Consider the following 25502-nt stretch of genomic DNA (forward strand, 5'->3'; position numbering starts at 1 on the left):
AGCTTGCCACCCGTTCAAACAGAACGTGTGGCACTTCCCCTCTTAGTCGGCTATTTGAGCGACAGATAAGGATTGTTCGGTGGAACGGCATCGAATATGTGCGATGGGTCTTCGAGCAAATAGCCATGCACCTGGCGCGTTTTGCGCGGTCCCATGACCTCGCACGTCCTGATGTTCAGACCCGATGGCTGTTTCCTGTGGAGTCCGAGTTTTTCAAAGCGCTTCTGCACCCACTGCCAGTCCTGCAGGGCCGCGTCCTTCGCAAGCGGCCCAATGGTTGGATGCTCTTGTGCGTAGCGCTGGAAAACACCAGGGCTGATCAGGTAAACCGTGTCGGACACGGTATGTACCAGGGCCTTGGCGTCATTGATGATGAGCTTGCGGGTCTGGACGGCCTGTTTCAGCCAGGCCATGAAATGCTCGCCCGATGGCCGCCCGGTAAATGAGGCGAAATCGTGCGGCGCAGGCGCGGCGGTCGGCGCCGAAGGACCTGGGGCCGATGCGGGAGGGTCGAGCGGCACCGCTGCATCGTCGGCACCCTCTGGCGGGGCTTCGACGGACTGCTCCGGCTCAGGCGTTGTCTCGAACATCGCCAGCATGCTTTCCAGTGGGTCGGCCGGATTGCGCTGCGTGCTGGGAGGTATGGCGTGACTTCCGCCCGACTGATCTGGACGGCTGCTTGCTGCGGGCTCCTTCTCCGTTGCCACCGCTGCTCCAGGTAGCAATGCAGCGTCGGGTGCGGACGGGCGCGGCCCGTCCTCGGCCTCGCCGGCGTTGTCCACGGTCACGGTTCCCGCAAATGGGCTGGGTCGCTCCGAGGGCTCCCAGATCAGCGCCGGGGCCAGGCGCAGGAGCGTGAAGGCATGGGACCAGCCACTCTCACTGGTAATAGTTGCGCGCCAGATGGCCTTGCCGGAGGCGGTGGGCTGCAACATGGCATGATCCTGTAGCACGTTGAACACGGCCGTGTTGTTCGCGGGGATGCCATCGACCCCCTGGGACAGCAGGTGCGCGCGCAGCTTGTCCGAGACTGTCTTGCTCACCAGCCACAGCGCGTCCTCGGTGAGCCAGCCATCGGAGGCCTCCGGCTGGTTCAGTTTCAGCTCTTCCTTGAGCAGGTAGCGCAGCCCGTTGACCAGCTTGCGTTGGAGCGAGTGCTTGGGCGCGGCCATGGCGCGCGCGGGATCGCCGCCCAGCTCCTGGGCGACGGAGGCGCGGTCGGCCTGCACGACAAGCTCGCCCAGAACCCCGGCGTGCTCGTACTGCCCAGCCAAGACGTAGAGCAGCGGCGCCCACAAGGATGGATAGCCACTGAGCCAGTCCAGCAGATCGCGATTGAGCAATTGCTGGTACAGCAAGCCTGTCGCGGCGCTATGAAGCCGGTACTCGCGGTCGTCGCGGTAGCGGAAGCGGTACGGTTGGCGCAGCGGGCCGTGCCATGGGTGCCAGGTGCTGCCGTCGGCCAGCTCGACGTGCAGATCGACGGCCACCTTGCCGATGTCATGGAGCAGTGCGGCATAGGCGACGGCCGCAGTCCAGGCTTCGGCCTGCGCCGCCTGGTCTTCGGGGCTGGCCCCGATGGGCAGCAGATGGGACTGCCGCAGCTTTAGGCTGTAGGCGACGATTTCGAGGCCATGGTCGAGCATGCCGCCCGGGTAGGCATGGTGATGCGCTTCGGAAGCCGGGAAGGCCTGGACCAGCTCGGCGTAGCGCTCCAGCGGCGCGCGGTACAGGGAGGCGAACTGCTTGCGCGAAAGCGAGGTGCGCTGCCAGATGTGTTCCAGCAGCTTCTGCCGGCGCGGGGTGGCGAGCAACGATGCGGCCGACTCCGGCCGCATCAACCCTTTCGGGAGGTCGGTGGCGGGTGCTGGCGACGGCGCGGCAGCGACCGGGGGCCGTTTTCGCTGGAACAGGGAGAGCATGTCGGTGTCCTGATGGCGGGCCGGGCGGGAGGCCTTTTGGCCTTTTCAAGGTAGGGCCTTTCCCCTTGCACCCCATTCCCTTGCCGTTTCGACCCTTTGGCCTTTAACCGTTTCGGTATAGCGGGGCCTGGGCTGCGGCTCCAGCGTCAATGCGGAACCCGCACGAATGGATTAGACGGCGACCTGGCGCTGGGCCCCGGCCTATGCTGCCGGGGCGCTACACCGCCAGGTAGGCTCCCACCCGGGCGACTAAGTTGACAAATGCGACAAAGGAGACTAGAGTGAATCCTGTCTCAAACCTACCTGGGAGCTGACCATGCCCACTGCGATCGAATTCATTGCCGACCGGCTGCCGCGAGTCACGGTGGAGGATGTGCGACGCTTCGCCGATACCGTCGAAATCCGGGATGCACCGGCGTTCGCGGCTGAGTTGCAGGCGTTCATCCACGAGCGCGTGGAGGCGGTGACGCTGCCCGCCAACCTGGAAGGTGAAACGGTGGCGCAGGCCTTGCAGCGCAAGGCGGCCGCGTTGCGCTCCGACACGCGCTGGACACCGGCTGAAACCGATGTCCAGCGAGGCCGCGCCTTGCTGCTGGAAGCCTTCAACCAGCCGGACAACCTGCCGCCTGCCGAGTTCGCCAAGCTGGCGGACAAGTCGCGCCAGCAAATCTACAAGGACATCCTCGCCCGTCGGCTGCTGGCGCTGAACGTGGGGCCGCGCGGCCAGAAGCTGCCCGACTGGCAGCTCGACCCGGTGAAGCAGCAGTTGACCCAAACCGTGCTCCAGGAGGTCGAGGGCATCGACCACTGGACGATCTACCGCGCGCTGTCCGAACCCCTCGAAGGCCTGGGTGGTCGCTCGCCCGTGGATGCGGTGACGCATGGCACGATCGATGACGTGGCCGAGGCCGTGTTCAACGTGCTGGGCGTCCAGGTGCATTGAAGCGAGACCGCCATGAGCCACGAGCTGCCTTCGTTCCTGATCGATGCCGGTGAACTGCTCCAGCATGTGAGCCGCGTCGTCTATCGGGGCAGCCCGCTGTACTATGGCCGCAGCAGCACGAATCGCTACGATGACCCAGCGGGGGCCTACGGCGTGCTCTACCTGGGGCGCGACCTGCCCACGGCGCTGATGGAGTCGGTGTTTCACAAGCACCAGTGGCTTGCGGACACGCAACGCTCGATCGCGCTGAAAGAAGTCCAAGCCCGGATGGTGCGCGCAGTAGGCGTGATGGACGACGTGTTTCTGGCCGATCTCACGGCGCAGGGCGTCATGGCGGGCTACTTCGGCCTGAACCTGGAGCAGTTGGCCAGCCGCGACTACACGCACACGCAGCGGGTGTCCGCCCAGGTGCATGCGATGCTCGGAGATGATGGCCAGGCGCTGTTCGACGGGGTGCTCTATCCGTCGCGCAACAACTATCCCGCCAAGAGCATCGCCCTGTTCGAGCGTGCGGGAGCGAAGGTTGGCGTCATCGAGGACATCGACCTGGTGGACCATGTGGACTGGCCGCGTTTCGTTGTTACCTACCGCATCGGCGTTGAACCCGACCCCGGCCCGGTGGGGCCGGATGACGAAGCGTCCTGAAGCAGCAAGAAAACACATTGAAGCCGCAAACCGAATGAAGTGGAGCAAACTGGAATAGGCATTCCTCAACAGCAGGAGACGACCATGAACACGACGACCCGCACCAGCACCGCAGAACGCCTCGGCCGCGCCTTTGGCCGCGGATGGCGTGCCTATGCGCGACGCGAACGGCGGGCGTCGAACTGGTTGGTGTCCAAGGGCATGCCGCGAGCTGGCGCTACCGCGCTCGTGTGGGTAGCCAAGCTGGCTGTACTGGGGGTGCTGCTCTACGTTGCGTTTTGGTTTGCACTCGTGATGCTGGGCGTTGCGGCGGCGGGATGGGCTGCTGCTGCAAATACTTCGGATGAGGACGAGTGGCCTTTCACCGACCTCACCGAGCTGCGCAAGACGCCGGGCTACGATCCCAACCTGTACAACGACACGTCGCACGAGTTGTACACCGACGACTGACCGGCCTCGCGCTATTTCAGTTTTCCTCCGGTGAGCGCCCCGGCACCCTTGCCGCCAGCTTGGCCGGCGCTCTTGCTGCCATCGGAAAGTCCCTGGATGACGTGCCCGGCCCGAATCCCAACCCAGGTAAGGCTCGCCAGCCAGAATCCCGGCAGAACCAGGAACATCGTGCCCATGACGAACATCAGGAGCATGTCGCCGAAGGCGTTGTTCAACCCTACCAGCGGGTCAAAGTTGGTGTGCGGCCGGTTCCAGCCAAAGCCCCAGCCATAAAGCGCGTCCAGAATCGTTGAATCGATCCAGCGTGCGAGCTGGAACCAGAAGTCCGTGAAGAACAGCGCGAACTGCACGACGCTGACGGTGACGACCGTCTTCAGGTCGTAGGTGCCCACAACCAGCACGAGCGGGATGCAGATGACCAGCGCCATCTTCAGTAAGGCGAGGATCATGGGCAGGGATTGGCGCACGACATCCATGGCAGGAAACGCGGCAATCGCGCCGACTGCCATCCCCACGTCGCCCGTGGCGCGCGTCACGATGTTCGGCAGGGTCTTGTCGATCTGGCCGCCGTAGTCCGTATAGACGCTGCCCTGGTTCAGTTTCTGCTGCCGCGGTGACGCGATGGCGCGGATCACCGAATCGTCCACCTCGGCCCGGCTGAGGAACCCGGCCCAGCCCGCCAGGCGATTCAGCAGGGTCGGGTCCACTTGCCCCAGCAGCCGCGCGCGCAGGCCGTTGCTGCCGTCTGACCACCACTGCCTGCAGGTCGGGTAGCCGCCACCATTGGCAACCTGCGCGAGGCCTGCATCGCGGGTGTCGTCATAGGGCCATGCCTCGCGCGCCGTGCTGGAGCGGTAGCTGTCGTAGTAGCCACCCGTGTCCGTGAAAAAGCGCGAGCCGATCCAGGTTACGTCGTGCATCTGCTGCTCATCGAGATCCGGGCGCTGCATGAACAATTTGGCCCGCGCAGGCCCATAGCAATCCCGCGAGAAGTCCGCGACCTCCTGAGCCAGTACCGGGTCGTCAATGCGGGTCGCGTCGATCTCCATCCTCATCTGCCGCAGGTCCGTACCGCACGGGATCGCCGCTACCGAGGCGCTCGTGACGGCGCGCGAGAGCGCGTGCATGAAAGCCCACCAGACCGGCACCTTCGCCGACTGGTTGTTGATGGTGCTGAAGGACTGCGACCAGCCGGTTTCCGTGGGCTGCGGCACGCTGACCTGGCACTGCGCCGAGCGCGAGCTGTCGTACTGGATGGTGCTGAGGTCCACGTCGATGAACGGAATGCCCGCGAACATCACCACCACGATCGCGACGAACACCCGGTTCTCGATACGGGCGGCACTCAGAACGCCTTTGTTGCCCTCGTCAGCGCCTTCCGCGCGGGCCTTCAGCCACTCCTGCACGACGATGGCGACGAAAGGCAGCGCGAACACCCCGCTGGACACCAGCACGGCCCAGATACCGTTGTTGACGATCCAGGACACGAGGGTGAGGTAGTACTCCAGATAGTCGGTCGTGAAGAGCGTCATGGCCCCGATCTCCCCTCAAGCGGCCTGCATCAACAGGCTGGCTTCCAGCGCGACGATGGCGACGACGCCGGCGACCTCGGTACGGATCAGCCGGCGCCGCGCCTGCCCATCTGTCCCGCTTTGGTCTTCGCGGGCCAGCACCCGGCGGCGCATCCAGAACCATCCATAGGCCGTTGCCGCGTACACGCACAGCCGCCAGATGAAGAAATACCCTGCGGAGGCCGCCAGCCACCGTTCCCAGCCTGCAACGCTGCCGACCAGGTTGATGCCCGCGACGTTCGCCCCCACTGCGGCGGCAACGATAAGCACCAGCCACAGCAGCGTCTTCGCCGCGCGCCGGCTGAACAACCAGCGCAGCGGCCGCCAGGCCATGCGCGCCGGGCTCATGGCCGACTCCCCGGATTGCCCTTCTGGAGCTGGTCGAGACGGTCCGGCACAGGATCGCCCTCGTAGATGCCGCGCGAACCGGCCGCGCGCGCGCCGTGGCGCTGGATGATCGCCATGGGCGAGTTGTTCGCCAGTTCGCGCCGCAGCTCCAGTTCGGTCTTGAGGTTGCGAATCTCACGGTCGAGCGTGTCGCTCTCGTGGTTCACCGCCTCCACGGCAAGTTCGTTCGCCGCGACGTTGGGCTCCTTCTTGCCCGTGAGCAGCGTGCGCTGCAGCAGCAGCGCTTTCTCCAGCACGGATGCCAGCGCGACCTCGGACGCGAGGCGCTGCGACAGCAGGTGCTGGTCGGGCTCGTCGCGCAGCGCCTCGATCACGCCGCGCGTGATCGGCAGCGACGCACTGCCAGCTTCGCGCAGGTTCTCCGGCGTCGTGTTCTTGGCCTTGGTTACCAGGTCCTGGAGCGCCTGCAGCTTGGCGTCGTACTCCTCCTGGATCAGCGGCGTGAGCCCGACGCCCGGCGTCGTCTCGGTCTTGGTGCAGGTATCGCACGTGCGCTGCTCCTTCTCGCCGAGCACGCGCGTGGCCCACTCGACGGCAGCCTGCGGCGAGGTCCAGGTCTGGCACGAGAGACTGCTGCAACTGGCCGGCGCAATGGACGAGGTGTCGGTCACGCCGCGGCCGTTGACCAGGTTGTAGCCAGCGCGGGTGACATCGCCGACGACCTTGATCGCGGGCTGGCCGGAGCCGCCCGCGTTGCTGCCCCCGACCCACGGCACGCCGTCATTGCCGCGGCGCGTCTCGGCCTGCTCGATGGCCGAGACCGCATCCGTGCTCGACACGGCATCGCGCAGCGCCAGCCCTTCGGCCATCTGGCTCCAGCCGAGTTGGCCGCCCGCCGTTTCGGCCATCTTCTCGGCCATGGCACGGCACGTCAGCTTGCTGCGGTCGAAATCCAGCCGCGCCTGCAGCACGCCATTGGTGAGCAGGTTGTACAGACCGGGATCGGCCCGCTGGATGATCAGTGCGGGCAACGATGCCACCGCACTGGTGGCACTCTGGATCACCGACGACATGATTTGCTGGAAGCCGTTGGTAATGCCGTTAAGTTGGTTCTTCAACGTGGTCTGGATGCTCATGTCGCCGCAGATCAAGTTGCTGTTCCAACCCACGCCGACACCGATGGAGCGCATGCCGGCTGCACGTCCCATCGACACGGCGTTGCCGCCACCGATCGAGTACATGACGTCATCGCCGATGACGCTGCCGCTGGTCTGGTATCCCAGTTGACCCCAGGCCACGCCGCTGCCCAGCGCGAGCGCGCCGGCCAGTGCCAGGACGATCTCCGTGCGACGTACCCGGCGGGAGAACGGATTGAATGCAGGACGGAACTTCATGGCACCCCCTCAGAGGAAATCGACGCTGCCCAGGAACACCTGGCCCCGGCGCTCGCAGCAGGCATACGGCCGCCACAGCGCCCATGCGTAGTCGCCTTGCTGGGCCTGGGTAAGGAAGCCGCTGCGCGGGAAGACCGTGCAGGACGAGGACAGGACGGGCGTGAGTTCTTGCCACTTGCCGGTCGAGGCATCGCCCTCCATCAGCGCGCCGGCCGGCCAGTAGCCGTCACGGGAGTTGGCAAGCAACGGCTGATAGACGTGGATCTGCCCGCGGCGCGTGACCACATCGCCCGCACGCTGGGCCACCACTGCGCCGGCCTTGAAGTCGTCGGTCTGGTGCAGGAAGCCGCCACGGGGATACACGTTGCCCCAGAGATTCATCGTGGTACGGGCACCGACTTCGCGCCGGCCCGGAATCAGCGCTTCCGGGTAGGCCATCTCGGGCACGTTGTAGCGCCAGGCCAGCGTATCCAGGGTGCTGAGCAAGTACGGCATAAACGCCGTGCCCGCGCCCTCACAGAAGTAGCCTGACGAAGAGACGAACTGGTTGAACACCTCTGCGCCGGGGTGACCGATGACATCCGCGTTCTTGAATTTGGCGAGGCTGTTTTCGTGATCCTCGTTCGTCGTTCCGTCGCCGCCAGCTTGGGCGGACGGGTTGGGCGTGCTCATTGCCTGGACTTCGACCCAGGGGTTTTCTCCGGTATTCGAGTACGACGACACCACTGCATCGGGGATGTAGTGGCGCACCTTGATCGACGTGCGCACGGTGCAGCCCGTCCATGTGCAGTAGAGCCAGTAGCAGATGCCGACGACGCGGTATTCGAGGCAATCGGGCGATGCCACCGAGCCGATGATGGTCGCTGTATTGAGGGCGTAGCTGCCCGTGGCGCTGAGCAGCAGCAACGAAGCCACGCCAGCGCGCAGGCGGCGCATCAGGTCGAATGGTCGGGTCACGGCTGGGTCCTCCGGTGCTGCTCGATGCGCGCGACAGCGCGAGCCACATCCGGCTCGCCATAGACCACATAGCGCCTGTCCACCACCACGGCCGGGAGGCTGGTGATGCCGAGGCTCCATGCGTCGGTAACGCCTTGGTATGCGGAAGCGATGCGTCGCTGCAGATCGGCACCGCCGCCATTCAGCCGGCGCTTGACGATGGCCGTCGCCTGTTCGGGGTCGGTGGGCAGTCCCGCGGAAAGCTCCGCTTCAATCCTGTGGGCTTCGTCCAGCTCGATCAGCCGCTCGCCGCCCATGGTCTTGACCGGGTGGCGGCTGTCGGTGACGACCACCACGTCGGCGGCGAAGGTGGCCGGGCTGAAAACGGCCAGGGCTGCCGGCAGCGCCACGGCCCGGCCGAGGGTTCGCCAGCCCGGCGCGAACCTGGAAAGGGATGCTGTCATGTCGCGTGCCCTTGAAGTTGATCAGAGCAGTAGTCAAACGCGAAGCCGACGCGGCCCCAACAAACAATGCGCATCGCGCACTGCCCGCATACCTGCTTGTCTCGCGCCCATGAAAAAGCGGAGGCCGAAGCCTCCGCGTGGATCAGGGAGCCGATGCCGTCGCTACAGCAGGCCGGATTCCGCGAACGAGTACGGCGTGCCCTGGCCGACGATGAGGTGATCCAGCACCCTCACGTCGATCAGCGACAACGCGGCCCTCAGCGTTTGGGTCAACGCACGGTCCGCGCTCGACGGCTCCGTGCAGCCCGAAGGGTGTTGGTGAGAAAAAATGACCGCTGCCGCATTCAGTTCCAAGGCACGCTGCACGATCGGACGCGCATGCACCGAGGTCGAATGGATCGTGCCTCTGAACATCGGCTCGTAGGCCAGCACCTCGTGCATGCTGTTGAGGAACACGATGGCGAAGACTTCATTGGGCTCGGCGGCCAGTTTCAGGCGCAGGTAGTCCTTGACGGCGGCAGGCCTCTCCAGGGATGGCCCCTTCTTGAAGACCCGCTGCTCCAGCAGCGCGATGGCTTGCCGGATGATCCAGTCATCGGATTGGGACATGGGGGCAAAACGTGGCTCCACGCAGGAGTCGTTGGCGACGAGAGACATGGCGGACCTCCAGAAAGTGAGCGGAGGGCGCCACCCTGGGAGGGCAAGCCCTCCTGGGGATGGAAACAGCGGAACAAGGTGCATCCATCACCGCGCGGCGGTGATTGTTCGCGGCCAGGATGCGAAAGCGAACGGGTAGCGGTCAGCGCGGCGAGCCGCGCCGTAGCCTTCAAGACCGAGGGCTACCTGGGCATGTCGCCGACAACGTCGGCAGGCATTTCGGATGTGGGGGTGGCGGGCGAACCCGGCGCGTCGCTGGCCATTTCCCCGGCCGCCAGCAGGTCCATGGCCGAGAGCAAGGCATCGCCCTCGATCGGCCCCTGCAACAGGATGGCCTGGCCCGTCTGGCGATCGAGCAGTCGCAGCGACGGCGTGGCGGTCACGCCGCTCTTGGTGGCTTCCGCGGCCTGCGCGCGGATGGCCACGTTGGGGCGCTCGCTAGCCATGCACTGTTCGATGGCTGACGTTGTTTCGGGGTAACGCAAGCCATCGGGCAAGCCCTGGCCGTCGCTGCGCGTGTGGGCATAGACCCATTCGACCGCCTGCCAGAACGCCGCATGCCCGCCCGCTTCGGCGGCGCACTCGGCCAGACGTGCCTCGGCCGACGCGGCAGGCTCGTGCGCGGCCAGCGGCTGGTGATGCCATTGCAGCGCCACGTCGGTGTTGTTGCCGACCCAGCGCTTGAGCTGCGGGAAATACTCCCGGCAGAACGGGCATTCCAGGTCGGCATAGAGCGTCAGCGTGAAACGGCCTTCCGGGTTGCCCATCTGCCAGGGTGGCCCAGCGACCTGCGCCGTGCTGACCGGCGCGCGCGACGGCGCTGAGGATTCGCCGGGCGTCCGGGACACCAGCCAGATCAGCAGCAGCGCGACCAGCGCAGCAGCCAATACCCAGGGCCAGCGAGGCCGCCAGCGGCGACGGCGGAACGCCTGGACCTGCATCGGAATGGAAGGACGTTTCTGTTCCATGGCGTTCTCCGGTTTACGACAGTTCCAGGGCCGGCGACTCGATGCCGCGGGCCTGGTCGATCTTCTCGGCCACCTTGAAAGCCGCTTCCAGTTCGGTGCAGCCGTACTGCTGCATGAGCTGGTAGCGTTCGGCCTTCTCCTCGGGTTCTGTCTGCGCGAGGGCGAGGTACAGGGACGGCGGCACGGCGCGGAACAGCACTTCCATGCTCTTGGAGAGGATGACGCCTTCGGTGAATTTCCCCGCTTCCTTGCGCGCCGAAAGCATCAGCGCCTTCTGCGCGGGCGAGAGTTCGCGGAACCGCGCGATCTTCTCAACTTCATCGGGCGGCATGCTGAGACAGATCCACCACTCGATCATGTTGAGCATGGGCTCCGCGGCGCGCGGCAGGTCGTCGATGTTCTGCGTCGCGAGCCAGAACCAGGCCCCCAATTTCCTCCACATCTTTGTAATTTTCACGACGTAGGGCGCGAGCAGCGGGTTCTTCGTGATGATGTGGCCTTCGTCGGTGACGTTGATGATCGGGCGTCCCAGGTATTGGTCGCGCTCGGCGATGTTGTTCACCGTGCTGATCAGGCTGATGTAAGCGATGGAGAGCTGCGCGTTGTAGCCCTCGCGGGCGTATGTCGCGAGGTCAACCAAGGTGATGTCGGCTTCGGGCCACGGCGTGCCGTCGCGGTCGAACATTTCGCCGTCCGTGCCTTGACAGAACATGTCCATCGCATCCGCCATCTCCAGCAGCCGCACGCGGCGCATTTCGGGCAGCGTCGGGTCCTGGCCGCGGGCGCGCAACGCGTTGCGCACGTCGCGCGTAAGCACCGTGCGTTTGTCGGCCACGCAGTGCTCGGCGGCGTCGAGGATGCACTGACGGATCAGCGAGCGGTCAGCCCGCGTCATCCGGGCTTCCTCCTTGTCCTCTCCGCCCGTGATCATCAGCCGCGCCGTGATCTCCAGTTCGCCGAGCACGTCGCGCTGCTCGTCCGCCTCCATGGCCGAGGCATCTGGTGGCGGGTCTTCATCCAGCGCGTCGGCGTCGAGCGTCTGCACGTCGCTGGGCGTCTCGATCAGCCGACGCGCGTCTGCGAATGGCGCGAGGCTGATGCCCGAACCTGGGGCCAGCTTGACCCGGTTTACCGTCAGCCCGAGCATGCGTGCGAAGTCGCTGAACAGGCCGAAGCTGTTGCCAGCCTCCACGATGAACAGCCGCGGTCGGTAGATGGCCGTGACCTGATTCAAGAGGTTGTTGAGCGTGGCGCTCTTGCCGGAGCCGGTGGGGCCGAACAGGAACAGATGGGCGTTCATCTGCCGATCCAGGCGGCTGAGCGGGTCGAAGGTGATCGGCCCGCCACCGCGGTTGAACATCGTGATGCCCGGGTGCCCCGTACCTTGAGCGCGGCCCCACACCGGCGACAGGTTCGCCGCGTGCTGAGCGAACATCAGTTGGGTGTACCACTTGCGCCGATCCTGGCCGGGGTTGTAGCAGCATGGCAGCCACCGCAAGTAGCTGTTGAGCGGCGCCACCTCGTCGTCCTCGCGCACCGGCTGCAAGCCAGCATTGAGCATCACGTTCGCCAGGTCCAGGCCGCGCCGGTCCAGTTCCGCTTCGTCGCGTCCGCGCAGGTAGAATGCCAGCGTCCCCCGGTAGAGCTTGTGTGCGCTGCCGATGAGGGAGCGGGCTTCCTGCACGTCCTTCAACGTCTGCTCCGACGCCAGCGTCTCGCCCACGGCCTTCTTCGCCAGGTGGTTGAGATCCGCTTCCAGGACATCCTGCGGCGTGGCGACCATCGTGAGACACAGCAAGGTGTCTTCCGGCATCTGGTCGAACAGCGTGTTGATGGCATCCCCTTTGCGGGTCTCGCCGGTCAGGTGTCCGGTGCCGGGCGGCATGCGCAGCCGGTCGGTGATCAGCACGCGGTGCGGCATGCCGTCGAAATACCAGGTGCCGTGCTCCACGTCGGAGCGTGGCTGGCCGAAGAACAGCCGCTGGCTGAAATCCCGCCCGCTCGCCAGCTCGATTTCGCCGGCCTCGCTTTCTTCGGTGCTGTCGGGGTAGCGCGCCAGCGCGTAGAAGCGCTCCCGGTCCTCTGCACTCGGTCCAAGCATCGCCGGGCGCGGATTGAACCACCGCAGCAGCCAGTCGTGGACGTCGGCTGCGACCATGCGCCGTGCCTGGATGCCGGCGTTCGCCAGGCCGCCGCACAGGCGGTCGCAGACGATGTTCAGCATCTGCTCGGGCGTCTGGCCGCGGCGGCTTGCCTGCCCAGTTGCACGGCGATAGATCACCATGCGCACCCGCCGCGTCTGGCCGCGCCAGCGCAGCCGCGTGACCACCGTGTCCTCGAACAGGCCGCCGGGCTTGGCCACAGCGCGCAGGTGGTGGCCGAAGAAGCGCAAGTAGAACTCGGTGAACGCCGAGCCGCGCGCACGTGGCTGCACGTAATCGCGCAAGGTCTGCATGTACTGGTCGAAGCTCGGTTCGTCCTGGGCATAGAGCTGGAGCACCCACGGGTTCTCGTCCAGTTCATCGAAACTGTCCTGAAGCGCGTTTTCCAGGGCGTCGCGGGCATGCGCGAGCCAGCCGGGTTCCCGGCCTTCGGTGCCCAGCGGCACCAGTTCGTAGAACGCCGCCACCGATTGGCCATCCTCCAGGAGCATCGATTTCGACCCGGGCAAGAACTCCACCCAGGGCAGCAGTTCCACGAAGGACGGCGCAACGTCGTACAGCGCCTGCTCGTCGGCCACGGTCGCTGGCTTGCGGCCGTGGACTGCCGAACCGGGTTCGGGGATGCCGGCCTGGCGCAAGGCCTCGACGTGGCGCTGCCAGCTGTCCGGCTGCTCATCGCTAGCCGGGCTACTGGAGCCGGCGCCGGCCAGCTTCGGCCATGGGAGTTTCCACCGCATCAGTAGTCCTCCACGCGCTCGCCCGGCATCGCGTACTGGATGCGCTGGTAGAGCGGGAAGACGGTCGTGTAGCCGGGCACCGGCACGGGATCGGTGCCGGCCAGATGCGGGTACACGTACATCACGAGATCGGGATTGGGCAGGCGCTGGAACTGGCGGTGGACCTCATTGCGCGCGGTGCGCGTGTAGCGCATCTGCTCGACAGGTGCGGCCTGCACGTCGGCGTCGGTCAGGGGCCGACGCAGGCTCTGGCGCGCATCGAGCAGCTGGCGGCCGGCGTTCCGTCCGGCTGCGCCACCGCCGTCGCCGGCCTCCTGCTGCCAGATGTCCATCATCGTGCGGTCACCGTGGGTCAGCAGCTTTTCCTTGCTGGTGGCGCAGCCGCCGAGCACCGCGACGGCGAGGGCCAGCACCAGGCCCTTAATCGAGTTCGAGAGCATGGCTTTCTCCTGCGCGGTGATCGACCTTGCGGCCTTCGGGATCGAAGTCGATGGCGAGCGGTTTTTCGAGGTGGACGGCGACCTTGGCGCCGGGCTGCACATAGACGGCGGCGAACGCCTGGCCGTAGAGCTTGTTGACCCAGGCCGACATGTCCCGGACACCGCCCGCGAGAATCTGGCCGACCGCTTCCTGGCCGGTGATGCCCACGGTGCCGATGGAGCCGTCCGAGCCGACATAGGACATGCGGCCGCTGTCGCTCTCGATGAGCGAGGCCACGCCGGCACCGGCCGCGGTGATCAGGGCCTGCGAGCCGAGGTACTGCTGGGCGTTGCTGCGCCGCTCGCCGCTGACGCAGGGGATGCCGTGCGGGTCGCTGATCCAGCCCAAGCCGTCGCGTTGCTGGTTGTTCTGCTGGTTGCCCTCGCGGTCTTCGGGGATCGTGCGGATCGTGCCGTCGTTGAAGACGAACGTGATGCTGCGCACCTGGCCGCGCACGCACGAAAGCGTCCAGTCGCCCGATGCGGTGCCGCTGAACACGGCGCCGGCCACGTCGGGAATGTCGATGCCATTGGCGGTCAGGTTGTCCGGCCCGACCAGGACTTTGAACGGATAGGGATCGTTGACCGTGCCGTCGATCGGCACGCGGCCGATCAGCGCGGTCATGGCGACCGAACCCATGAGCGTGGAGTTGGTCGGCACGGTATAGACCGGCTTGGCACTCTTGACCCCAGAGGCGCGGGCGCCCGCGTTGGCCACGGTTTCCGCGGTGGTTTCGAGCGTGCTCTGCGCCGGGCCGAAGCTCGTGGGGAAGCTCATTCCGCCGCTCGCGCCACGACCGCCGTTGCGCCCCTCGGCGGGCTTTGCGTCGTCCGGCTCGACCCACCGCACGCCGCCCTCCATGCCGGCCTCGTCGCCGCCCTGCAGCCCCAGGCCCACGGGCAGGTCCGCATGGCCGCCGCCGCGCCCGCCGATGCTGTCCAGGCGCCGCTGCAGGTCGGCGAGCAGCCCTTCGGTCTGCTGGCGCGCGCTGGCCGCCTGCTCCTGGTCGCGGCGCAGGTTGGACCGCTCGGATTCGAGCGCCGAGTTGATGCGCTGGTCGATGGAGTTCTCGCGCTGGCGCAGTCGCTGGTTCTCTTCACGCTGCGACTTGTTGTCCGAGAGCGCGGTCTGAAGCTCGGTGCGCAACTGCTTCACTTGGGCAACGAGCGTCGCCACGGTGTCGCGCGGGGTGTCGCCTTCGATGCCCAGCGCCTTCATTTCCTCGGGCGTGAGCTGGGCGCCGTTGTCCGCCGCGGGTGGCGCCGTGCTGCCTCCACCCGAGAACAGCCGGATACCGACGAACAGCACCAGGATGGCGACAGGGATCATCAGCCACTTGAGCAGGCCGTTACTGCGCATGGCGGGCCTCCTTGGCGTTCTCGTCGCCGTCCGGCTGCGGCAGATGCACGGCAGGGTCGAAGCGGTGAATCGCCGGCAGCAGCGACTGCGCGAGGCCGCGGCCGCCCGTGACCAGGTAGAGGACGGTCGTGTCCTCGGGCGTGCCGCGCGGGCCCAGCGCCTCGTGCTGGAAGGTGGCGGTGAGGAAATCGCCTTGCAGCACGCGCGGGTCGAGCGCGACCCAGTCGGCGCCGGTGTTGGTAAGGCGCACGGCAGTCACCCATTGGTCTTCCAGGCGCCACGACGCGAGCGCGACCGCGCGCACCGGCAGCGTTGGCATCAGTGTGTCCAGGTCGAGGTCGCGGGGCAGGTTGACCCGCATGACGCCCGGAAGCGGCTCGACGGTGCGCAGCGGTGCGTAGAGGTTCTGCGCGGCGAAGCGCGTCAGCACGACAGGGACCGGAGTTTCGCGCCGCGCGGTCCGCGCACCTGCCTGGCCCTGGGCGCGTGCCGGGGCCTCGGCACTGTCGGCCTGCTCGCCATAGCGTCCCGGTGCGCTGTCACCCTCGACGATGCGCACCGGCTCCAGCTCGGCTTCCCCGTCCTTGGGCGGTTCGGCTGCGATGTCCAGCAGGATCAGCGCGCCCGTGTCGGCGTCCTGCAGTTGCAACCGCGTGGGCTCGATCGGCTCGCTGGCGCGCAGGTACACCGCGCCACCCGCACTCTGCACGCGCAGGCGTTCGCCCACGCCCGCGGGCACGCCCACGCGCACGTTCCGGTCGATGAACACGATGCGTTCCTGACCGACCTTCAGCGGCACTGCCAGTGGCATGCGTTCCCAACGCAGGATCTCCACCGCCTGGGCGACGGGTGCCGCGGCCACGGCCAGTAGCCCCAGCAGCGCGAGTACAGGATGCTTCATGGGGTGTTTCCTCCTTGAGGCGCTTGCGGAGACAGGCCACTCGACGCCGGGCGCGCCGGCTCCGGTGCACTGATGCGCTGGGGCGCGCCTTCGTAGCAGTCCAGCGCCAGGCCGAACGGGTTGCGGGCGGGATCGACGTCCACCCGCGTGACCTTGATCGGATAACGCACCAGGGCGCGCTTGACCTGCTCGGCGCCGTAGTACTCGTCCGCCGTGATGTCCAGCGTCACCACCCAGTCGCGATCGGACACGGTGCGCACGCGCGCCGTGGGGTCGTCGCCATAGCCGCGGCCGGGAATCTCGTAGATGCCGCGCACGCGCTGGCGTAGCTCGCCGGTGGAGCGGCGGTAGTCGTAGTCCGCGCGAAGGAAGGCCTGGCAGGACGGGGTGAGGTACGGCGAGAGCGTGTGGAGGTTGCGCGAGTAGTCTTCTTCGCCATTGGTCGGCCAGCGGTTCAGCGTCTGGAACACGTAGAACGTGAACGCATAGACCGATTCGGGCGGCACTTCCCACCACTTGCGGGTACTGCCAGAGCGCAGGTCGGGCGGGACGTGGATGGTCAGGTCGCGCGGCGCGCTCCACCAGCCGCCGCCCATGACCAGGGCGACAATGACCAGCGCGCCCGCGCCCAGGCGCAAGGTCTTGATGTGCGCCTGCAGGTGGGTGATCTCGTTCTTGAAGCGGCTCATCGTGCCCCCCTTGCAACGGACCTTCGGGTGGACCAGAAGCCGGAGCGCGAGATCAGCACGTGGCCGCCTACCCATCCCGCCATCAGTGGATGGCGCGTGGCGATGCGCCATTGCAGTTGCCGGTACAGCCAGGTGTCGGGGCGCCCGCGCTTGAGCCGGCGCAGGATGCCGCCGCCGATGAAGACGCCCAGGGCCACGCCCAGGACGACGAACGTCGGCGCGATGGCGATCGTGCGGAACACCCAGGACAGCGGCGCGCCGACCAGCAGGCCGGCGGCGCCGGACAGGCCGCAGCAGATCCACAGTTCGTCGGCGGTGAGGCCGCGCACGACAACAGGGTGGCGGTTGAGCCGATGCGGAAGGAACGTGACCGTCCCGTCCGCACGGACGTGCTGCTGCTCGGACATACCGGCCTCGCCTTACAGGATGCCGGTGGCTTCGGTGAGCAGCCAGATGCCGATCACGAGCAGCACGGCACCGATCGCGACGGTGAGGCCAAACTGGCCCCAGGTCTTGCGGCCGGTGTGGATTTCCGCGTAGGTGCCGTAGGCGTGGTAGCAGACGCCGATGAACATCGACGCCACGACCAGGAGGGCTACGAGCATGATGATGTCGTAGCCGTAGTTCCTGATCGTTTCCATGATGCCGTTGCCGGTGCCGCGGGTCGGGTTCTCCAACTGCGGCAGGCCTTGCGCGAACGACAGCGCGGGCAGCGCGGCGGCGCCCAGGGCCATGGCGGCGCGCTGGGCGAGACGGGAAGTGAGGATGCGGTTGTGCATGGTCGGGCCTTTCAGGTCAGGACAGAAGGAAGAAACTCAGGACGAGGTACATCGCGACGAAGCGGATGCAGACGCCGAGGAACTGGCGCTGGTTGAGGCGGCTCTCGGACCACCCCACGTAGGCCGTTCGGATGGCCCAGACGCCCCACACGAGCAGGACCGCGAACACGACGCCGACCAGGACGGTCGCCATTGCGGAAGGCGCGATGCCGCTGTTGGCTTGAAATGCCGAGACCTGGGCGCCGTTCATTGCTTGCCCCCCGCAGTCGTCGCCGGCAGCGGCTCGGCCGCCCGCTCGGTGCGGTAGTCGCCGGCCAGTTCGGAGGGGTCGCGCGGCTGAGCGCGCGATGGCGTCAGGTGAAACTGGATGCCGGCGCGAACGCGCGCCAGGTCAGCCAGCAGCCGCGGGTAGTCGAAGTGGTAGCGCTCGCCCGGCTGGATGGGGGCATGCGCGGCGCTGTCCGCGACGGTGCGCTCCAGCGCGTCGAGCTGGCGCAGTGCGGCGACCAGCTCCTGGCGCTGTGCCGGAGACTCGGCCAAGGCCATCTGGGACTGACCCAGCAGGAGGGCCGTCACGAGAAAAGTGGGCACGCCGCGATGCGCGGCGCGCAGCCAGATCGAAGCCACCATCGCGCCATTCCTGTGTGATCAGCAATGGGGTGATCGTGGAGATCAGGGCTGTTTTAGGCCGCAAACAATAGGAACTGGCGGACGACCGGATTGGGCATACCGCGAGCGAACCTACAAAAGCCCGGGTGGAGTTTCGATTATTGCGTTTTTCGAGTGTTTCGAATATGATCGGCTCTGCAACCGTTTTCGCTTAGGAGCTACCCATGACCACCGCCACTGCCCAATCCAAGATGACCCTTCCCGCCGCGGGAGAGGTTAAGGCAGCCGTCCAGGGTCAACGTGCCTTGGCGGCTTACCTCGCAACCCAGTTCGAGACGCAGCACATCCAGATCTTTGATGACCACAAACAGGCTCATCAGGTGGAACTGCCTACCTCGGCTTTACGCCTGCTGGTCGACATCCTGGCCGAGTTGGCCGATGGCAATGCAGTAAAGGTGGTGCCCGTCCATGCAGAGCTGACGACCCAAGAGGCGGCGGACTTGCTCAACGTGTCCCGTCCCCATTTCGTCAAGCTGCTAGAAGATGGGGTGTTGGCATTTCATCGCACCGGCAAGCACCGCAGGGTGAGGTTCGCCGATCTGATGCAGTACAAGGAAGCGCGCGAGCGCGCCAGTGAGCAGGCGATGGCCGAACTCGCTCAGCAGTCGCAAGAGTTGGGAATGGGATACGAATGAGGCATTCCCCATTCACCGCCGTCTACGACGCGTGCGTTCTATATCCCGCGCCACTGCGGGATTTCCTGATGTGGCTCGGCCTGTCTGGCCGCTTCCGGGCGCGGTGGAGCCAAGCCATTCATGAGGAGTGGAAACGCAATCTGTTGATCAACCGCCCCGATCTCACCCGGGTTCAGGTCGACAGGACGTCGGATCTCATGGACAGGGCCATTCCGGACGGCTTGGTGGAGGGCTACGAAGCGCTCGTGGCAGGCCTGACATTACCCGATCCGAACGATCGGCACGTCCTGGCTGCGGCGATTCGCTGCGGTGCGAGCGTGATTGTGACGTTCAACGAACGTGATTTCCCGAACGATCTGCTGGCTCCGTACGGCATCGAATCGCAGCACCCCGATGAGTTTGTGGACAACCTGCTGGATCTGGATGCGGCCGCCGTAGTGTCGGCTGCGCAGCGCCAGCGTGCCCAACTCAAGCATCCGCCGATCGATGTGGACCGCTATCTCGAAATCCTGCTGCGCCAAGGCCTTGTGCAAACGACCAAGGTGCTGGCGACCTATCGCACCATTCTCTGACCCGCCGAGAGCCACGGATGACCAAGAATCCTTCATCAGACGCCACTTTGCCGAAAGGCATCCATCGAAGCTGGAAGCTGCCGGATAAGTCGCTGGGTGACTTGTGGGATTCGATCGTGATGGACGAAGCCATCAAAAAACAGTTGCTGTCACAAGCGATCGTCAACTTCACGGTGCGCCCCAAGGTGGAGCGCACGGTACTCCCCCTGCACGGCGTGATCTTGTTGGTCGGCCCGCCGGGGACTGGGAAGACCTCCTTGGCACGGGGCTTGGCGCATCGTGTGGCCGAATCTTTTTCTTCTGCGAAGTTTCGATTGCTGGAAGTGGAGCCTCACACGCTGACGAGCTCTGCAATGGGAAAGACTCAACGCGCCGTGGCAGACCTGTTCTCGCAATCGATCGCAGAATCCGCAGCGGCGGGCCCGACGATCGTCCTTCTGGACGAGGTCGAAACGCTTGCGGCTGATCGAGCGAAGCTCAGCCTGGAAGCCAACCCGGTTGATGTGCACCGGGCCACCGACGCGGTGTTGGTGCAGTTGGACATGTTGGCCGAACGCAACCCGCATCTGCTGTTCGTGGCCACCAGCAACTTCCCACAGGCCGTCGACAGTGCCTTCCTATCTCGTTGCGACATGGTGATGGAGGTGCCACTGCCCGGCAAGGATGCCTGCAAGCAGATCCTAGTGGACTGCCTGAATGGCCTGGCAAAGACATTTCCGGGGATTGGCAAGCTTTCCTCGGCTCACCAGTTCGACGCGTGCGCTGGCGAGTGCGTCGGATTGGATGGTCGGGCCATTCGCAAGGTCGTAGCCAACGCCCTCGCGGCCGACCCGCAAGTGGCTATCGATCCGAACAAGCTTTCCGTAGAGCACTTGCGCAGTGCGATACGACAGGCAAAGCAAATGCGCCTTCAAGGAGGGAAGCAAAAATGACCACCGTTGTCAGCCGGACGTTTCGCAGCTCGCCGCACCGCGATGCGTTGCAGACATGGGATGCCATTGTCGAACTGCTCACTCAGGGCAAGGACGGCACGGCTCGCTCTGAACTCAGGGCCGTGACGGGCGTGGCCGCCAGCTTGATCGCCGACCAGGCACCCAAGAGCGCGCCCATCGTTGCGACATGCGATGGACCACGGACCAGGATCTACTGCCTCTTCGACGAAGACGCGATCTATGGTGATGATGCCAACGAAGAAGTCTTGGGGTTCGAGCCGTTGAAGGGAGACTGGGGAGTCTCGCTGCCGTGTCCGAAGGAGCAGCTCGGCTGGGTGCAAAGCGCGCTCAAAAAGCACAGTTCTCGCATCATTGCACGGGACTTGAGCCAAGGAATTGCCACGCAGGCGCAGGCCGATGCTGGGCAAGCGCTGTCGCTCGACCTCGGAGGTTTCCTCAAGTCATGAGCACCGTCGCCACCTACTCGTACACGCACTCGGTTACCTATGTGACCGACAACATCCTCAAGAGCTTGAAAGACATCATCCTGCTCAGTGGGCTGGACCCTGAGCACTTTGCGGATCGCTGGGAGAGCAATACCCGAGCCATCAAGACGTGGCTCGGGACCGGTGATCTGCGCAAGGTGATTCTGGAGATCTACAACCCGGCAACCGACAAGCTCGTGACCCGATGGGATATCGACATCGTGTATGGGTGGTCCGATGGCGACGGCAGCTTCTGGACAGATACCGAGCAGTTGAAGTACGCGATCAAGAAAGCTGGGCTGCTGCCATCGCAGGCCAAGTACAAGTTAATGCTCGATACAAAGCCAGGGCGACCTGATGTGGAGGGATGGAGCAAAGGAAGTTATCGCTCGACGGATGGAATGGTCAAGCAGAGCCTAGGCTCGACTGTCGAACACAGCGGCCTGGCGGGTCAGGCCGGATATTGGAGGCAACGCTGATGCTGTCGATCGATGAAGCTTTTCGCAAGTTCAAGTCGCGTCTGGAACTCAACGAACGCGAACAGAAGAATGCCTCGCAACGCCAGAACGAAGTGCGGGACTACCTGCAGACCAAGTTCGGCATTGCGCGCAGCTTCCTGACCGGTTCCTATGCTCGATACACGAAGACGAAGCCGCTCAAGGATATCGACATCTTCTTCGTGCTGAAGGACTCGGAGAAGCATTACCACGGCAAGGCCGCATCGGTAGTGCTGGATGATTTCCACTCTGCATTGGTGGAGAAATACGGTTCGGCGGCCGTGCGCAAACAGGCGCGCTCGATCAACGTGGATTTCGGTGTTCACATCGACGCGGAGGACAACACGGACTACCGGGTGGTCAGCGTGGATGCGGTGCCCGCATTCGATACCGGCGACCAGTATGAGATCCCCGATACGGCGTCCGGAAAGTGGATCAAGACGGACCCGGAGATCCATAAGGACAAGGCGACCGCAGCGCACCAAGCCTATGGCAATGAGTGGAAAGGTCTCGTGCGCATGGTGAAGTACTGGAACAACAATCCCAAGCACGGCGATCTGAAGCCGGTGAAGCCCTCGTTCCTGATCGAGGTAATGGCCCTTGAGTGTCTTTACGGCGGCTGGGGAGGATCGTTCGATCGCGAGATCCAGTCGTTCTTTGCCACGCTTGCCGATCGAGTTCATGACGAGTGGCCGGATCCCGCCGGACTTGGCCCGGCGATCAGCAACGATATGGATGCCGCGCGCAAGCAGCGCGCGCAGCAGCTGCTGTTCCAGGCGAGCCAAGACGCAAGCATCGCCATCGACCACGCGCGTCGTGGTCGCAATATCGAAGCGCTTCGCGCCTGGCGCGCACTGTTTGGCCCCAAGTTCCCACTGTCCTGATTCCATCGGCTTCCATACACGTCCCATCGAGGTACAGCATGTCCCAGTGGTCGCTTTCCCAGCTCCTGTCGTCCCTGCATGAGGACATCCAGCAGCGCTTGTCCGTAGTACGCAAGACCTTCGGTCACCCGGGTACGAAGGGGGATGCGAGCGAGAACGTCTGGATCGACATGCTGGATACCTATCTGCCCAAACGGTACCAGGCGGCCAAGGCGCATGTGGTGGACAGCCTGGGGAACTTCAGCCAGCAGATCGATGTGGTGGTGTTTGATCGGCAATATTCGCCTTTTATCTTCACCTACGAGAACGAGACGATCATTCCAGCCGAAAGCGTGTACGCCGTTTTCGAGGCCAAGCAGACGGCTGACGCGGGGCTTGTGGCCTATGCCCAGGAGAAGGTCGCCAGTGTGCGCAGGCTGCACCGCACGAGCCTGCCGATCCCGCACGCTGGCGGGACCTACCCAGCGAAGCCGTTGATTCCGATTCTGGGTGGCTTGCTCACCTTCGAGAGCGAATGGAGTCCTGCATTGGGTCCATCCATGGACAAGGCGCTGAACGCAAACCTCACCGAGGGGCGTCTGGACATCGGATGCGTTGCCGCCCACGGGCACTTTTTCTATGACCAAGCCAGCGGCGCGTACAGCTACACCAACGAAAACAAGCCGGCGACCGCGTTTCTTTTCAAGCTGATCGCGCAGCTTCAGTTCAGTGGAACGGTCCCCATGATCGATGTGGAGGCTTACGGTCAGTGGTTGACCAAGTGAGGGGGCGCTGTGGCAAGCATACGTTCGGAGTACCACCGGTTCCTGGCGCACTTGGCGCAGCGGCACGTGCACGACGACGTGCGCCGGCTGGCGCACCTGGTGCTCGATCACCTGCAGCCACTGGCCGAGGTCGGTGCTGCACGCCGGGGGCGCTCCACGCGCTTGGCGCCGCTGGCCATCGCGCATCTGGCGCAGATGCCTGTCGCCTACGACGGGGACGCGCGCGGCCCCGAAAACGGGCCGGCGCTCGGGCGACTGCACCAGCTCGAAGTCGGGCCGTTTCGAGGATTCATGCGGCAGGAGACGTTCGACCTCAGCCATGACATCACCTTGGTCTACGGTGCCAACGGCACCGGCAAGAGCAGCTTCTGCGAAGCCTTGGAAGTGGCGATGCTCGGTTCGATCAGCGAAGCGCAGGCCAAGCGGGTCGACCAGCGGACGTACTGCAACAACGCTCGCCTGCGCCGCCACGTCGCGCCAGTCCTGTCGTCTACGGCGGCGGGCGAAGCGCAGGCCGTCCAGCCCGACGAAGCTGAGTATCGCTTCTGCTTCATCGAGAAGAACCGCCTCGACGATTTCGCCCGAATCGCCGCGCGGACCCCGAGCGATCAGCGCCAGCTCATCGCCACCCTGTTCGGCGTGGACCAGTTCAGCGAGTTCGTGCGCGGCTTCAACCCCTCGCTCGATCAGGACCTGATGCTTGCCGGCGTGCAGGCGGCGCAGCTGGCGCAGCGTCGCCTGCGGTTGGCGAACTCCGAACAGACCATCGCCGCCTACCCGCAGAAGATCGCAGCGGTCGAGGGCCTGGAACAAGCTTTGGCGCAGCGCATGTCACCTGGCGCGACCTATCAAGCCTGCGTGGACTGGCTGCTGGGTACGCCGCAGCAGCAAGGACGGCTACCGTATGTCCAGGCTCAGCTGGACGCCAACCCGCCTGCCATTCACGAGGTGACCCAGGCCCGCCTGCAAGCGTTGCTGGCAGAGGCCTACCGCGTCCAGGGACTGTGGCAAGCGTCTTCCGCGCAACTCGCGGCCCGCGCGGGCGAGGTGTCGTACGCGAAGCTCTACGAGGCCGTGCAAGCGTTGGCGGACGGGGCGACCGCGTGTCCGGCATGTGGAACCGGACTGGCCGCTGTGGCACAGGACCCGTTCGCCAGGGCGCGAATGGGCCTGGAGCAGCTCGCGCAACTGGCCGTCCTGCAGCAGCAAGAGGCCGGGCATCGGACGCAGTTGAGCGAGGCGGTCCGAGCGCTGTGGGACGAAATGCGCCGCGTGGTGGCGGCGGCTGGGGTCGCTTGTCCTGCCGAATCGCAGGCCGCGGGCCTGCCACTGCTGCCTCCCACGTCGGCGGGCAATTGGCTCGGCGGCTGGGTGAATGGGGACCAGCGCGCCTGGCAAGCCCTCTTACGGATCGCACAGATCATCGAAGGCTTCGACGCGCAGGCGCGCGACGTGCATGCCCAGCGCGGCGCGATGGCCCAGGAGCGGGACCGCCTGCAACAGCATCAGCTGGAGATCGAACGGCTGCGGACCATGCGCACGACTGCGGATCAGGAGCTGGCGGCCGCCCGCCAAACCGTGGCCCAATTCGACGACGCGAACCGCGGCCTGATCCAGGCGGCCACGGACGAAATGCCGGTGGTGGTGCACCATCAGCGGGTCAAGGCCGCCTACGACGGCTTCCTACCCGAGATTCAGGCATACCTGACCGCTCTGCCGGGGGTTCTGCTACAGGGGCTGGGAGACCAAGCCCGCCATCTCTACAACGCATTCAACCGGGCCGATCCGCCCGGCGATCTGCTGCACGCGCTGTGGTTGCCCGTGGCCGAGAACGGCAAGATCGAGGTGGAGTTCGCCGGCGAGCCGGGCGTGCGCTACGACGCGTTGATCGTCTTCAGCGAAGGGCACATCAAATGCTTGGGTCTGGCGATTCTGCTTGCCAAGAACCTCGCGCAGGGCTGCCCCGTGGTCATCTTCGATGACGTCGTCAATGCGATAGACGACGACCATCGCGATGGCATCTGGCGTACCTTCTTCGAGGACGGTTTGCTCCACGGCAAGCAGGTTATCCTCACCTCGCACGCAGAGGAGTTCCTGCACCGCATCCAGCAGGAGTTGGGCGTGCGCCGCGCCGCGGCCATCAAGCGCTACAAGTTTCTCCCGCATCAGGGAGAGCACGAACTGCGGGTCGACAGCGACCCGCCAGCGAAGAACTATGTTCTTCTGGCCCAGCAGGCGTTGGCGGCTGACGAGAAACGCGAGGCACTGCGCCAGGCCCGGCCGGCGCTGGAGAGTCTGACGGACCGCCTGTGGACGTGGCTGGGTCGGCGGGCGGACGGCCGGATCGACATCAAGCTGAGCGGGCCCCGCGCGCCTTGGGAGCTGAACAATAAATGCACCAAGTTGCGGTCGGCCGTCGAGCGTATCGCGGCGCAACATGCGGGTGCGCCGGATGCCGTAGGGGCGTTGGTCAGGCTGCTCAATGTCAGCGGTACGAGTATTGAATGGGGTTACCTCAATAGCGGTGTGCACGACGCTCAGCGCGATCATGAGTTCGATCGGGCGACGGTAAGAACGGTCGTCGAGGCGGTTACGGCGTTGGATGCTGCTCTTGATACCCTGCAGAACCGATGAACGGCACACGGCTTTGCAGAGCAGT

At 65.4% G+C, this 25502-nt stretch carries 28 protein-coding genes; 11 read left to right on the forward strand and 17 right to left on the reverse strand.

Annotation, left to right across the window (positions count from 1 at the left end; genetic code table 11):
* Positions 1–50: 50 nt before the first annotated feature.
* Positions 51–1922: a MobH family relaxase gene (mobH, locus tag IMX18_RS06670; protein ID WP_003821130.1), complete on the reverse strand. Its 1872-nt coding sequence runs from the start codon at positions 1920–1922 to the stop codon at positions 51–53.
* Between the two features lie 316 nt (positions 1923–2238).
* On the opposite strand from mobH, the gene IMX18_RS06675 reads away from it, so the two are divergent.
* The 3 genes from IMX18_RS06675 (at position 2239) to IMX18_RS06685 (ending at position 3960) form a co-directional block, all read left to right on the forward strand.
* Positions 2239–2865, forward strand: a complete 627-nt coding sequence (locus IMX18_RS06675) for an integrase (RefSeq protein ID WP_003821129.1) — start codon at positions 2239–2241, stop codon at positions 2863–2865.
* A 12-nt stretch (positions 2866–2877) separates the two neighbouring features.
* Positions 2878–3510, forward strand: a complete 633-nt coding sequence (locus IMX18_RS06680; RefSeq protein ID WP_012614066.1) for an RES family NAD+ phosphorylase — start codon at positions 2878–2880, stop codon at positions 3508–3510.
* Between the two features lie 84 nt (positions 3511–3594).
* Positions 3595–3960 (forward strand): DUF3742 family protein, encoded by a 366-nt coding sequence (locus IMX18_RS06685; protein WP_003821127.1) that lies wholly within the window; start codon positions 3595–3597, stop codon positions 3958–3960.
* Positions 3961–3971: 11 nt separating this feature from the next.
* Here IMX18_RS06685 and IMX18_RS06690 read toward each other — a convergent pair whose 3' ends face one another.
* The 16 genes from IMX18_RS06690 to IMX18_RS06765 all read right to left on the reverse strand — a co-directional run bounded on the left by IMX18_RS06690 (position 3972) and on the right by IMX18_RS06765 (position 18035).
* On the reverse strand, positions 3972–5492 hold the full coding sequence (locus tag IMX18_RS06690) for a conjugal transfer protein TraG N-terminal domain-containing protein (protein ID WP_003821126.1): 1521 nt from the start codon (positions 5490–5492) through the stop codon (positions 3972–3974).
* A gap of 15 nt (positions 5493–5507) precedes the next feature.
* Complete coding sequence (locus IMX18_RS06695; protein ID WP_003821125.1) at positions 5508–5879, reverse strand: hypothetical protein; 372 nt, start codon at positions 5877–5879, stop codon at positions 5508–5510.
* Entirely contained in the window at positions 5876–7273 is a 1398-nt protein-coding gene (locus tag IMX18_RS06700; protein ID WP_122048404.1) for an integrating conjugative element protein, read from the reverse strand. The genes IMX18_RS06695 and IMX18_RS06700 overlap by 4 nt, the downstream gene beginning before the upstream one ends.
* Positions 7274–7282: 9 nt before the next feature.
* Positions 7283–8209, reverse strand: coding sequence for a TIGR03756 family integrating conjugative element protein (locus IMX18_RS06705; RefSeq protein ID WP_205301664.1), 927 nt, complete (start codon positions 8207–8209; stop codon positions 7283–7285).
* A gap of 17 nt (positions 8210–8226) precedes the next feature.
* Positions 8227–8673: a TIGR03757 family integrating conjugative element protein gene (locus IMX18_RS06710; protein WP_003821119.1), complete on the reverse strand. Its 447-nt coding sequence runs from the start codon at positions 8671–8673 to the stop codon at positions 8227–8229.
* Positions 8674–8835: 162 nt separating this feature from the next.
* On the reverse strand, positions 8836–9330 hold the full coding sequence (locus IMX18_RS06715) for a JAB domain-containing protein (RefSeq protein WP_003821118.1): 495 nt from the start codon (positions 9328–9330) through the stop codon (positions 8836–8838).
* 182 nt (positions 9331–9512) lie between these two features.
* The gene (locus IMX18_RS06720; protein ID WP_012614069.1) at positions 9513–10298 is read right to left on the reverse strand and encodes a DsbA family protein; all 786 of its coding nucleotides are present in this window, start codon (positions 10296–10298) and stop codon (positions 9513–9515) included.
* Positions 10299–10311: 13 nt separating this feature from the next.
* Positions 10312–13197 (reverse strand): conjugative transfer ATPase, encoded by a 2886-nt coding sequence (locus tag IMX18_RS06725; RefSeq protein ID WP_012614070.1) that lies wholly within the window; start codon positions 13195–13197, stop codon positions 10312–10314.
* Positions 13197–13637, reverse strand: a complete 441-nt coding sequence (locus IMX18_RS06730) for a TIGR03751 family conjugal transfer lipoprotein (protein ID WP_003149753.1) — start codon at positions 13635–13637, stop codon at positions 13197–13199. Before IMX18_RS06730 ends, IMX18_RS06725 begins: the two co-directional genes overlap by 1 nt.
* Positions 13618–15036 carry a TIGR03752 family integrating conjugative element protein gene (locus IMX18_RS06735; protein ID WP_004350605.1) on the reverse strand — a complete coding sequence of 473 codons (1419 nt, stop codon included), beginning with the start codon at positions 15034–15036 and terminating at the stop codon, positions 13618–13620. The genes IMX18_RS06730 and IMX18_RS06735 overlap by 20 nt, the downstream gene beginning before the upstream one ends.
* Positions 15026–15937, reverse strand: a complete 912-nt coding sequence (locus tag IMX18_RS06740; protein ID WP_004350604.1) for a TIGR03749 family integrating conjugative element protein — start codon at positions 15935–15937, stop codon at positions 15026–15028. The genes IMX18_RS06735 and IMX18_RS06740 overlap by 11 nt, the downstream gene beginning before the upstream one ends.
* Complete coding sequence (locus tag IMX18_RS06745; protein WP_012614071.1) at positions 15934–16626, reverse strand: PFL_4703 family integrating conjugative element protein; 693 nt, start codon at positions 16624–16626, stop codon at positions 15934–15936. Before IMX18_RS06745 ends, IMX18_RS06740 begins: the two co-directional genes overlap by 4 nt.
* The gene (locus IMX18_RS06750; RefSeq protein WP_003821108.1) at positions 16623–17033 is read right to left on the reverse strand and encodes a TIGR03750 family conjugal transfer protein; all 411 of its coding nucleotides are present in this window, start codon (positions 17031–17033) and stop codon (positions 16623–16625) included. Before IMX18_RS06750 ends, IMX18_RS06745 begins: the two co-directional genes overlap by 4 nt.
* 12 nt (positions 17034–17045) lie before the next feature.
* Positions 17046–17405 carry a TIGR03745 family integrating conjugative element membrane protein gene (locus IMX18_RS06755; RefSeq protein WP_003153634.1) on the reverse strand — a complete coding sequence of 120 codons (360 nt, stop codon included), beginning with the start codon at positions 17403–17405 and terminating at the stop codon, positions 17046–17048.
* Between the two features lie 16 nt (positions 17406–17421).
* Positions 17422–17655 carry a TIGR03758 family integrating conjugative element protein gene (locus IMX18_RS06760; RefSeq protein ID WP_003050225.1) on the reverse strand — a complete coding sequence of 78 codons (234 nt, stop codon included), beginning with the start codon at positions 17653–17655 and terminating at the stop codon, positions 17422–17424.
* A complete protein-coding gene (locus tag IMX18_RS06765; RefSeq protein ID WP_003090167.1) occupies positions 17652–18035 on the reverse strand; it encodes an integrative conjugative element protein, RAQPRD family in 384 nt (127 codons plus the stop codon). Before IMX18_RS06765 ends, IMX18_RS06760 begins: the two co-directional genes overlap by 4 nt.
* A 203-nt stretch (positions 18036–18238) precedes the next feature.
* Here IMX18_RS06765 and IMX18_RS06770 point away from each other — a divergent pair, with 203 nt between their 5' ends.
* From IMX18_RS06770 to IMX18_RS06805, 8 genes are read left to right on the forward strand one after another with little or no spacing between them, the layout of a single operon-like run.
* The gene (locus tag IMX18_RS06770) at positions 18239–18709 is read left to right on the forward strand and encodes a helix-turn-helix domain-containing protein (protein ID WP_003050245.1); all 471 of its coding nucleotides are present in this window, start codon (positions 18239–18241) and stop codon (positions 18707–18709) included.
* Positions 18706–19281, forward strand: a complete 576-nt coding sequence (locus tag IMX18_RS06775) for a PIN domain-containing protein (RefSeq protein WP_003153636.1) — start codon at positions 18706–18708, stop codon at positions 19279–19281. Before IMX18_RS06770 ends, IMX18_RS06775 begins: the two co-directional genes overlap by 4 nt.
* 17 nt (positions 19282–19298) lie before the next feature.
* The gene (cap6, locus tag IMX18_RS06780) at positions 19299–20213 is read left to right on the forward strand and encodes a CBASS system CD-NTase-associated protein Cap6 (protein WP_003050256.1); all 915 of its coding nucleotides are present in this window, start codon (positions 19299–19301) and stop codon (positions 20211–20213) included.
* Positions 20210–20680 (forward strand): type III CBASS phage resistance system CD-NTase-associated protein Cap8, encoded by a 471-nt coding sequence (gene cap8, locus IMX18_RS06785; protein ID WP_003153638.1) that lies wholly within the window; start codon positions 20210–20212, stop codon positions 20678–20680. The genes cap6 and cap8 overlap by 4 nt, the downstream gene beginning before the upstream one ends.
* Positions 20677–21177, forward strand: coding sequence for a type III CBASS phage resistance system CD-NTase-associated protein Cap7 (gene cap7, locus IMX18_RS06790; protein WP_003090159.1), 501 nt, complete (start codon positions 20677–20679; stop codon positions 21175–21177). The genes cap8 and cap7 overlap by 4 nt, the downstream gene beginning before the upstream one ends.
* Complete coding sequence (locus IMX18_RS06795) at positions 21177–22079, forward strand: CBASS oligonucleotide cyclase (RefSeq protein WP_003153640.1); 903 nt, start codon at positions 21177–21179, stop codon at positions 22077–22079. The genes cap7 and IMX18_RS06795 overlap by 1 nt, the downstream gene beginning before the upstream one ends.
* 38 nt (positions 22080–22117) lie before the next feature.
* A complete protein-coding gene (gene nucC, locus IMX18_RS06800) occupies positions 22118–22843 on the forward strand; it encodes a CBASS effector endonuclease NucC (protein ID WP_003050273.1) in 726 nt (241 codons plus the stop codon).
* A gap of 9 nt (positions 22844–22852) precedes the next feature.
* Complete coding sequence (locus tag IMX18_RS06805; protein WP_003153642.1) at positions 22853–25477, forward strand: AAA family ATPase; 2625 nt, start codon at positions 22853–22855, stop codon at positions 25475–25477.
* Positions 25478–25502 lie beyond the last annotated feature (25 nt).

This window comes from Pseudomonas shirazica (assembly GCF_015168335.1).
In the GTDB taxonomy this organism is placed as follows: Bacteria; Pseudomonadota; Gammaproteobacteria; order Pseudomonadales; family Pseudomonadaceae; genus Aquipseudomonas; species Aquipseudomonas asiatica.

Bases quoted from the DNA above. Each gene is read 5' to 3' on its own strand.
- mobH (WP_003821130.1), bottom strand. From the start codon at position 1,922: ATGCTCTCCCTGTTCCAGCGAAAACGGCCCCCGGTCGCTGCCGCGCCG.
- IMX18_RS06675 (WP_003821129.1), top strand. From the start codon at position 2,239: ATGCCCACTGCGATCGAATTCATTGCCGACCGGCTGCCGCGAGTCACG.
- IMX18_RS06680 (WP_012614066.1), top strand. From the start codon at position 2,878: ATGAGCCACGAGCTGCCTTCGTTCCTGATCGATGCCGGTGAACTGCTC.
- IMX18_RS06685 (WP_003821127.1), top strand. From the start codon at position 3,595: ATGAACACGACGACCCGCACCAGCACCGCAGAACGCCTCGGCCGCGCC.
- IMX18_RS06690 (WP_003821126.1), bottom strand. From the start codon at position 5,492: ATGACGCTCTTCACGACCGACTATCTGGAGTACTACCTCACCCTCGTG.
- IMX18_RS06695 (WP_003821125.1), bottom strand. From the start codon at position 5,879: ATGAGCCCGGCGCGCATGGCCTGGCGGCCGCTGCGCTGGTTGTTCAGC.
- IMX18_RS06700 (WP_122048404.1), bottom strand. From the start codon at position 7,273: ATGAAGTTCCGTCCTGCATTCAATCCGTTCTCCCGCCGGGTACGTCGC.
- IMX18_RS06705 (WP_205301664.1), bottom strand. From the start codon at position 8,209: ATGCGCCGCCTGCGCGCTGGCGTGGCTTCGTTGCTGCTGCTCAGCGCC.
- IMX18_RS06710 (WP_003821119.1), bottom strand. From the start codon at position 8,673: ATGACAGCATCCCTTTCCAGGTTCGCGCCGGGCTGGCGAACCCTCGGC.
- IMX18_RS06715 (WP_003821118.1), bottom strand. From the start codon at position 9,330: ATGTCTCTCGTCGCCAACGACTCCTGCGTGGAGCCACGTTTTGCCCCC.
- IMX18_RS06720 (WP_012614069.1), bottom strand. From the start codon at position 10,298: ATGGAACAGAAACGTCCTTCCATTCCGATGCAGGTCCAGGCGTTCCGC.
- IMX18_RS06725 (WP_012614070.1), bottom strand. From the start codon at position 13,197: ATGCGGTGGAAACTCCCATGGCCGAAGCTGGCCGGCGCCGGCTCCAGT.
- IMX18_RS06730 (WP_003149753.1), bottom strand. From the start codon at position 13,637: ATGCTCTCGAACTCGATTAAGGGCCTGGTGCTGGCCCTCGCCGTCGCG.
- IMX18_RS06735 (WP_004350605.1), bottom strand. From the start codon at position 15,036: ATGCGCAGTAACGGCCTGCTCAAGTGGCTGATGATCCCTGTCGCCATC.
- IMX18_RS06740 (WP_004350604.1), bottom strand. From the start codon at position 15,937: ATGAAGCATCCTGTACTCGCGCTGCTGGGGCTACTGGCCGTGGCCGCG.
- IMX18_RS06745 (WP_012614071.1), bottom strand. From the start codon at position 16,626: ATGAGCCGCTTCAAGAACGAGATCACCCACCTGCAGGCGCACATCAAG.
- IMX18_RS06750 (WP_003821108.1), bottom strand. From the start codon at position 17,033: ATGTCCGAGCAGCAGCACGTCCGTGCGGACGGGACGGTCACGTTCCTT.
- IMX18_RS06755 (WP_003153634.1), bottom strand. From the start codon at position 17,405: ATGCACAACCGCATCCTCACTTCCCGTCTCGCCCAGCGCGCCGCCATG.
- IMX18_RS06760 (WP_003050225.1), bottom strand. From the start codon at position 17,655: ATGAACGGCGCCCAGGTCTCGGCATTTCAAGCCAACAGCGGCATCGCG.
- IMX18_RS06765 (WP_003090167.1), bottom strand. From the start codon at position 18,035: ATGGTGGCTTCGATCTGGCTGCGCGCCGCGCATCGCGGCGTGCCCACT.
- IMX18_RS06770 (WP_003050245.1), top strand. From the start codon at position 18,239: ATGACCACCGCCACTGCCCAATCCAAGATGACCCTTCCCGCCGCGGGA.
- IMX18_RS06775 (WP_003153636.1), top strand. From the start codon at position 18,706: ATGAGGCATTCCCCATTCACCGCCGTCTACGACGCGTGCGTTCTATAT.
- cap6 (WP_003050256.1), top strand. From the start codon at position 19,299: ATGACCAAGAATCCTTCATCAGACGCCACTTTGCCGAAAGGCATCCAT.
- cap8 (WP_003153638.1), top strand. From the start codon at position 20,210: ATGACCACCGTTGTCAGCCGGACGTTTCGCAGCTCGCCGCACCGCGAT.
- cap7 (WP_003090159.1), top strand. From the start codon at position 20,677: ATGAGCACCGTCGCCACCTACTCGTACACGCACTCGGTTACCTATGTG.
- IMX18_RS06795 (WP_003153640.1), top strand. From the start codon at position 21,177: ATGCTGTCGATCGATGAAGCTTTTCGCAAGTTCAAGTCGCGTCTGGAA.
- nucC (WP_003050273.1), top strand. From the start codon at position 22,118: ATGTCCCAGTGGTCGCTTTCCCAGCTCCTGTCGTCCCTGCATGAGGAC.